This window comes from Vibrio sp. V10_P2A27P122 (genome assembly GCF_963874335.1).
Taxonomy (GTDB): domain Bacteria; phylum Pseudomonadota; class Gammaproteobacteria; order Enterobacterales; family Vibrionaceae; genus Vibrio; species Vibrio anguillarum.
On the sequence record NZ_CAWNHY010000056.1, the window covers coordinates 1 to 7,981 of the forward strand.

At 39.8% G+C, this 7,981-nt stretch carries 6 protein-coding genes and 1 pseudogene; all 7 read left to right on the forward strand.

Going from position 1 to position 7,981, the window contains the following annotated elements:
• Positions 1-169 precede the first annotated feature (169 nt).
• Positions 170-769, forward strand: coding sequence for a YitT family protein (locus AACQ17_RS03425; protein ID WP_017045830.1), 600 nt, complete (start codon positions 170-172; stop codon positions 767-769).
• A gap of 373 nt (positions 770-1,142) precedes the next feature.
• Positions 1,143-2,537 carry an exopolysaccharide biosynthesis glycosyltransferase VpsL gene (gene vpsL / locus AACQ17_RS03430; protein ID WP_017045831.1) on the forward strand — a complete coding sequence of 465 codons (1,395 nt, stop codon included), beginning with the start codon at positions 1,143-1,145 and terminating at the stop codon, positions 2,535-2,537.
• A gap of 20 nt (positions 2,538-2,557) precedes the next feature.
• Positions 2,558-3,748 (forward strand): outer membrane beta-barrel protein, encoded by a 1,191-nt coding sequence (locus tag AACQ17_RS03435; RefSeq protein ID WP_094167760.1) that lies wholly within the window; start codon positions 2,558-2,560, stop codon positions 3,746-3,748.
• 6 nt (positions 3,749-3,754) lie between these two features.
• Positions 3,755-4,273, forward strand: coding sequence for an exopolysaccharide export protein VpsN (gene vpsN / locus AACQ17_RS03440; RefSeq protein WP_017048006.1), 519 nt, complete (start codon positions 3,755-3,757; stop codon positions 4,271-4,273).
• A 13-nt stretch (positions 4,274-4,286) separates the two neighbouring features.
• Positions 4,287-6,491 (forward strand): exopolysaccharide regulatory tyrosine autokinase VpsO, encoded by a 2,205-nt coding sequence (gene vpsO / locus AACQ17_RS03445; protein ID WP_017048005.1) that lies wholly within the window; start codon positions 4,287-4,289, stop codon positions 6,489-6,491.
• 2 nt (positions 6,492-6,493) lie between these two features.
• Positions 6,494-7,195, forward strand: coding sequence for a VpsP family polysaccharide biosynthesis protein (locus AACQ17_RS03450; RefSeq protein ID WP_017048004.1), 702 nt, complete (start codon positions 6,494-6,496; stop codon positions 7,193-7,195).
• A 551-nt stretch (positions 7,196-7,746) separates the two neighbouring features.
• Positions 7,747-7,981, forward strand: a pseudogene (locus AACQ17_RS03455) (hypothetical protein); the annotation flags it as partial.

Genomic DNA, 7,981 nt, shown 5'->3' on the forward strand with positions numbered 1-7,981 from the left:
TGCTAAACAGTAAGTTGGATAATGATGAGTTAGTATGTCAACCATTCTGCTTTACACCTTGTAAAGCTGCAATTACATAGGTTTACCTCAATTTTCACTCTCTATCTACCGAAAATATTACTTTTTCTTTACTATGCTCGCCATTCTTAGCTATTAAAATTATTTATCGATGCGAACACACACACGTAAAGAAGATTGGGTTGCCATTTTAACGGGAACCTTTTTGGTCGCACAAGGCGTCTTCTTTCTCCAGTCCGCTCATTTACTGACAGGTGGAACCGCTGGTTTAGCACTGCTGATCAGCCAGTTAGTCCCAGCCTCATTTGGTAGCATTTATTTTTTGGCTAACACCCCTTTTTACATTTTGGCTTGGAAACGATTTGGTCATCGCTTTGCCATCAACAGCGCGCTATCCGGCGCATTAGTCTCTATTTTTGCGGACCATCTTTATTTGGTAATTTCTTTGGAAATGGTCAATGAAATTTACTGCGCCATTGCCGGGGGATTATTAATGGGTCTTGGCATGTTAATTCTCTTTCGTCACCGTTCCAGCTTGGGTGGCTTTAATGTCTTGTGTTTGTTTATTCAAGATAAATTTGGGATCCCTGTTGGCAAAAGTCAGTTGATTATAGATTGCTCAATTTTAGCTGCTTCTGCCTTTTTTGTTTCGTTTTCCATTGCCACACTGTCTGTGCTCGGGGCTGTCTCACTTAACCTTGTATTAGCAATGAATCATAAACCCACACGATATAGCGTGACTTACCCTTAAGCTGTCGCAATACCCATAAGATTAAGAAGAGATAAAAACACAACCAAATTTAGCCTTAATTCTTACACCGTAAATACCCTCCATTATTTTCATTCAAACATTAGCTAGCTCTTATATAACGGTCGTCTAACAAGGTGACCACATTAAGTTAATGCAGTAATAGCAAGTGATTACATCACCTTATCCGACTCTCCGTACTCCATCTCAAATTGAAAAACCCAAAATACAGTCACCCATTCCATATATCACACATCGCGTCTTATTTTTGATGCACCTGATCAGTTGAAGTCGTCGGAGCTTAATATGAGAATGCACTGCTAAAAAATAATTATTATTCGTTACCTTAATAATTGAGCGGTTAGGAGCTTCTACAATGGGTGAAAGAGGAAGGATCCGTATTTCTAACTATCAAGGTAAATTTTTCTACCGCCTGATAGATTGCTTAGTAATACTGATCACAATGTATATTACACTAAAGTTTCACTCACATATCGTTACGATGTCTTATATATCTGTGGGACTTTTAGGGGTTATTTTTTATTCATTTATTGCTGAAAGCCTTGATATATACAGCGGTTGGCGAACCACAAAACTTAGAGTTTTAACTCTACACACTGCTTTTTGTTGGGCTTCAACTGTTGGTTGCTTAACTTTAGTTGGTTATTTCACAAAAACTGGAAGCGATTTCTCACGTTTAATTTTAGGTTTTTGGTTTGTCGGATCATTTATTTTATTACTGCTTTGGCGCTTCGTCGCATTTACAGTCATTTACTATCTACATAAAAAAGGTTATCACACCACTAAAGCTGTCATTATCGGCATGACACCGCAGGGCCTAGAACTATCGAAAAATCTCATCAATAACCCTGAGTTAGGTATTAAACTGACGGGTTTTTACGATGATAGGGGTGATGAACGTATCGCAAGTGATATTCCAGTGCTCGGTAAAGTTAATGATGCATTAACACTCGCCAAAAACGGTCAAGTAAAAAGTGTGTACATAGCACTACCAATGCAAGCCCAGCATCGAATCAGCAAGATTCTAGAGGCCTTTTCGGATAGCACAGTGAATACCTATATTGTGCCAGACTTTTTCACCTTCAATTTACTGCATTCGCGTTGGTATACCATCGGCGATGTTAATGCTTTTAGTATTTTTGACACACCGTTCAATGGGTTAGGTACGTGGCTAAAACGTTTTGAAGATTTAGTCTTAAGTAGTCTTATCTTGATTTTAATCAGTCCTGTCCTTATTGCAGTTGCAGTAGGCGTGAAACTCAGCTCGCCCGGCCCTATTATTTTCAAACAGATGCGTTATGGGCTGGATGGAAAGTCTATCAAAGTATGGAAATTCAGAAGCATGCGTGCCATGGACAATGGGAACAAAGTGACACAAGCCACAAAAAATGATCCCCGAGTGACTCCTTTTGGTGCGTTTATTCGGAAGACGTCACTAGATGAGCTACCACAGTTTATTAATGTGCTTCAAGGTCGAATGTCTATTGTCGGCCCTCGCCCTCATGCCGTAGCGCACAACGAAGAGTATCGAACGATCGTTAACCGCTACATGCTGAGACATAAAGTAAAACCAGGAATTACTGGCTGGGCACAAATTAATGGCTGGCGTGGTGAAACCGATACGCTAGATAAAATGGAAAAACGTGTCCAATTTGATTTGGACTATATACACAGATGGTCGTTGTGGTTCGACATCAAAATCGTATTTCTCACCGTATTTAAAGGATTTGTAGGCAAGAATGCTTACTAGAATGGATAAAGTATACTCATATGAAAACAACTAATTTAAATAGAATCGCGTCCTTTGGTTTGGCTTTTTTTGCGTTGTCAGCCGTACAAGCAAAACCGCAACCTAACCCAATTATGACTGAATCAGGAATTGCTATTGTACCGTTTTTAAACTTATCAATGGGTTATAACGACAACTTAGCAAAAGCGTCACAAGATCTCGAACATTCTCAATATTCAGTGTTTGAGCCAGGTGTAGGTTTTGCTATAGAGCCAGCTAATGGGCAGAAATATCGTCTAGGTTATCGGCTACAAAGAGGTGATTATTTCAGTTCTAGTAAAGATAATTATACGGATCATTTTTTCGATTTAGCAGGTGACTGGGAACTCAGCTCCAAACATCGCCTTGACTTGAGTTACAACTTAGCGTTGACCCATGAGCAACGGGGTGATAATGATACAACACTCAACTTATCGCACAATGAGTACAATACCAATAACATTAACCTTGGCTATGGCCTTGGTGGTGAAGATGCTAAAGGCCGACTAGAAACCAATATTGGATGGAGTAACTTTGATTACCAAAATAACAAAAATATAACTCGATACCAAAATTGGGATGAATTACGCTTTAATAGTGCGTTTTATTATAAAGCGTTGCCCAAAACGTTCTTGGTTTTTCAATTTGTCGTCAATGACCGACATTATGATGAGATAGCTCCAGGCTCAACTACCAAAGATAGTAAACACTATTTTACCTACGTAGGTACTTCGTGGGATGCGACAGGCAAATTGCAAGGTAGTGCAAAAGTTGGTGTACAGCATAAAGATTACGAGTCTTCTTCTAGAGAAGATTTCAACTCATTTTCATGGGATATCGATGTTACATATCTGATCCGAACCTATTCTGCTGTGCAACTAAAAACCAATCGTAAATCAACCGATACAAATGGTACCGGAGATTCAATTGACACGAAAACCTATGCTATTAACTGGTCGCATAACTGGAGTGATATTATTTCATCCAATCTTGACTATTCACTGTTAAACGAAACTTACACTCGTCCTGAACGTACAGACGATACGAATAAAGTGTCGTTATCGTTAAGCTACGATTTTCGTCGTTGGTTAACATTCAAGGTCGGCTATGGGTTTGAATCTAGAGATTCCAATATCAGCAATTTAAGCTACGATCAAAATGTTTATTACTTTGCGATTGAAGGGGTTATGTAACTTACAATGAAGTACTTCTTAGTCATTATTTTAAGTTGCCTCTCTTGGTCAACATTGGCCAATCAGAGCTTCTATAAGCTAGGCGTCGGAGACCAAATTCGGATTCAAGTATATGACGAGCCTGAATTGTCACTTGAAACTCGGGTTAGTGACAGTGGCACGATTGATTACCCTTTTTTAGGACGTATAAAACTGAAAGGTAAAACGACAGAAGAGGTAAAAGCCGCAATTCACGATGGTTTACTAGATGGCTATTTAATTAATCCTAATGTTTTTGTGAGTGTGGTTATGTACCGCCCCTACTTTATTAATGGACAAGTCAAAGCTTCAGGCAGTTATCCATATTACCCCGGATTAACAGTAAACAAAGCCATTACAATTGCGGGAGGCTTCACAGAGCGAGCGTCCAAAACTAAGATCTACATCTCTTCAAGTGATGAACCTAGTGCTCAACCTGTAAAGGTTAACTTACTTGATAAAATTCAACCAGGTGACATCATCACCGTCGAAGAAAGCTTTTTTTAGGTAACGTAGTTGTATGGAAAACTCTTTAATTAAACCTCGCTTGAATTCAGATGAAATCATTGATATTCGTCAGTATTTCAATATCCTTCTCAACTACAAATGGCGTATTTTACTTTTTTCTGCCATGGTTACAGCCATTGCAGTGTTGATTACTTTGTCTGTTCCTTCACAATATACAGCTCGTGCATCCTTGCTGATTGAATCAAAACAAGCAAAAGCCGTTTCGATTGAAGATGTCTATGGGATAGATACTAAAAGCCAAGAGTATTATCTCACTCAAATAGAGATTTTAAAATCAGACCGAGTTGCAGAGGAAGTCATCAAACGGCTTAACCTCATCAGTCACCCAGAATTTTCTCTCAACTCAGAAAGTGAGCAAAGCTCTAACGTTATGACAAATATTAAAGAGAGGTTTCCGATTTTAAAGTCCTTCAAACAAGGAACAACTGAAATATCATTGGAAGAAAGAAACTACCGAGAAAATCGATTAGTTCTTAAGGCATTCAAAAGTGGGCTGGAAATCAGTCCTATTCGGAAAACTCAATTAGTCAATATATTTTACACCAGTAAAGATCCTAAGTTATCAGCTCAAATTGCCAATGAAATTGGTAATGTCTTTATGGATAGTCATATTGAAGATAAACTTCAAGTGGAACTAAAAGCAAATAGTTGGCTCAATAATCGGATGGGTGATTTGCGAGAAAAACTAAAAGAGTCTGAAGTTCAGTTACAAACGTTTTTGAAATCTGAGGGGCTGGTCGATATCCAAGGCGTTGAAAGCTTAGCATCTCAAGAACTCGAAGAACTCACCTCTCAATTAAATAAAACGAGAGATAGACGTGTTGCAGCTGAAACACTCTATCTGGTGGCACAAACTTACAGCCGCCAAGACAGTGATCTTTCAGCACTTGCTTCTATACCTGAGATATCTAACCACCCGACGATTCGAGATGTTAAATTAGCAGAAGTACAAGCTGAGCGAAAAGTTTCAGAACTATCAAAACGCTATGGAGATAAACACCCAAAACTCAAAGCAGCACAAGCCGAACTAGCCTCTGTTAAACGTAATTTAAATTTCGAACTAAAACAGCTACTAAACGGGATCAACAATGAGTTACAGGCTGCTAAGCAAGCAGAGAGTTCTTTGCACCGGGAACTTGAGAAACGCAAATCAGAGTTTCAAAGCCTCTCCGTAAAAAATGCAAGATATTCAGAGCTAAAGCGCGAAGTCCAAACAAACCGAGAGTTGTTTGATCTCTTTTTAAGTCGTCAAAAAGAGACCAGTGCATCGAGCGACTTTAATGCTACGATTGCTCGTTTTACCGATTTTGCCAATCCGCCCCTCGCCCCAAGTAAACCGAATCGTAAACTGATTGTATTGTTAGCGTTTGTCGCTTCGTTTGGTTTGGCGTGTGTTGTTGCTTTCATTGCTGATGCGGTAAACGATACATTCCTTGATATAAAACAGGTTGAAAAACAGTTATCACTAAGCTTGCTCGGTATTATACCGGCAATTAAAACTCGAGGCCCCCTAACGCTAAAAACCTATTTTGATTCGAAACACCGAGAGCTCACAGAAGCGATTAGAACCGTTCGGACTGGTTATTTACTTGCCAACACCAACAAAGAGCATCATGTGGTAATGGTTACTTCTTCACTGCCTGAGGAAGGAAAAACAACCTCGAGTATCAATTTGGCTTTTTCACTGGCACAAATGGAAAAAACACTGCTGATTGACTGCGATTTGAGAAAACCATCGGTTGCACACCGTTTTGGCATCTCTGGTTCACAGCCAGGAATGAGCAACTTGCTCATAGGTACGCATACCATAGAAGAGTGTCTCTATACCGATGAAGAATCAGGGCTTGATGTTTTGACTTCAGGAGTCGTGACAGACAATCCTCTTGAACTTATCTCCTCGCCTAAGTTTGCCTCACTACTCGAAGAGCTTAAGACACGCTATAGCAGAATTGTGATTGATACACCTCCGTGTTTAGCCGTTAGTGATGCATTTATGCTATCGCAGTACGTGGACTCGACCATACTAGTGATCAATGCTCCACAAACACGTACTAAAGTGGCTAGAGATGTGGTCGGACGCTTAACGCAGCAAGGAGCGAGAATTGATGGCGTCATATTGAACAAACTGAACACCAAAAAAGCCTCTAATTATAGCGGTTATCATCAATATCAATCCTATTACGGCCCAGAAAAATAACCATGACGGTCGTGAATCACCCTTTTTTAGCCCATGCTTTACGTTTGAGCATTGGGCTAACTGCGCTCGTTACTCTCTATTTTGCATTTCATTTTTTGACGGCGTCCATTTACGCGCTAGCAACAGAAAGAAACATCGACTACTGGACAAAGCACAGTGATGGTGTAACTTCAGAGCAAGTGAATGAAACAAAGGCCATGATACTAAAGGCACTACAGCACCACAGAGACCATCCTCACTACCACAATTTACTGGGTAAGGTCTATGAGTGGGAAGCCTATTTGGGCGATGATGTAGGTAAAGAGAGCCGCTTGCTCAATGCCAAAAAGGCCTACTTGGAAAGTGCATTATTGAGACCTACTTGGTCAGACACATGGGCTGATTTATTGGTGATTGAAACTCAGTTGAAAGGGGAAAATATTGATCTCTATTTTGCACAAGCCGACAGATATGGGCCTTTTACACCCAAAGTGAACAACACACTTTCCCAGATTGGCCTTAACCATTGGTCTATTTTTTCAGCGCCGCAGCGAACTATCATTATTGATCACACCGCAAGAGCATTAGCTCATCCTCAAAGCCGAGGAGAAGCCTACCAATATCTAAAATCAAACGGTCTCTTAAAATTTACCTGTGCAGCTATTATTTATAACCCTCAACGTTATACTGAGAAAAATAGTCTCTGCAAGAGAGCGCTAGAGTGATCTCGATGATAAAACGTTACTCAATAAACCGGCCTATCGCCTTGTTAATGTTAGTCTTGCTTTCTCTTAGTACGGCTTCGCTATCACTGGCAAAAACACTGAATATTCATGCTGAGATATCGATATTTTTGGAAAAGTCACTCGGCGGTGATATTTATCTCCACTTTACACTTGCACTATTCATTACTTTGGTTTTTATCCGAGTAATTTCCGCCACTCTTTCCCCTATACAGAGCATCTTTCTCGCCATAGTTATCGTCTCGACCTGTTGCATAATTGATGAAAGTTTACAAATGTTATCGCGTTCACGATCATTCTCTTTGTTCGATTTAGGGGCAAGCTTACTTGGTATAACAATGGCCTCAATAATCTATTACGTTACTAGCAGACTTCAATCTTCAAACTTATGCTCCAAACTAAGACAACCTCGCGCATAAAAACGCCTTAAGAATGAGAATCGAACCCTTATTAACAGAAGTACGATATCACTTGATGTACTACTTCACTTATAATCATCGCAACAGTAAATCGTAGGCTTTTAGGACTTACCAATGAAAAAATCACTATGGATATTTTGGATTGCTATTTCAGCTTTGCTGGCTAGTTCAAGGTTATATGCCGAAACAGAAATTACTTGTTCACTTTATAAAAATCATAAAGTGGCCACAGACACAATAAGAGCCAGCCTAGAACAAGCAGACGATGCCATTATTTCTCTGCAAGCTTTGATGAAACTATGCCCAAGCATGGCACTAGAAATGGCGGACCTAGCGTCTACTCTACACC

Coding starts and splice junctions, on each gene's coding strand:
- vpsL (WP_017045831.1), top strand. CDS start 1,143: ATGGGTGAAAGAGGAAGGATCCGTATTTCTAACTATCAAGGTAAATTT.
- vpsO (WP_017048005.1), top strand. CDS start 4,287: ATGGAAAACTCTTTAATTAAACCTCGCTTGAATTCAGATGAAATCATT.
- AACQ17_RS03450 (WP_017048004.1), top strand. CDS start 6,494: ATGACGGTCGTGAATCACCCTTTTTTAGCCCATGCTTTACGTTTGAGC.
- AACQ17_RS03425 (WP_017045830.1), top strand. CDS start 170: ATGCGAACACACACACGTAAAGAAGATTGGGTTGCCATTTTAACGGGA.
- AACQ17_RS03435 (WP_094167760.1), top strand. CDS start 2,558: ATGAAAACAACTAATTTAAATAGAATCGCGTCCTTTGGTTTGGCTTTT.
- vpsN (WP_017048006.1), top strand. CDS start 3,755: ATGAAGTACTTCTTAGTCATTATTTTAAGTTGCCTCTCTTGGTCAACA.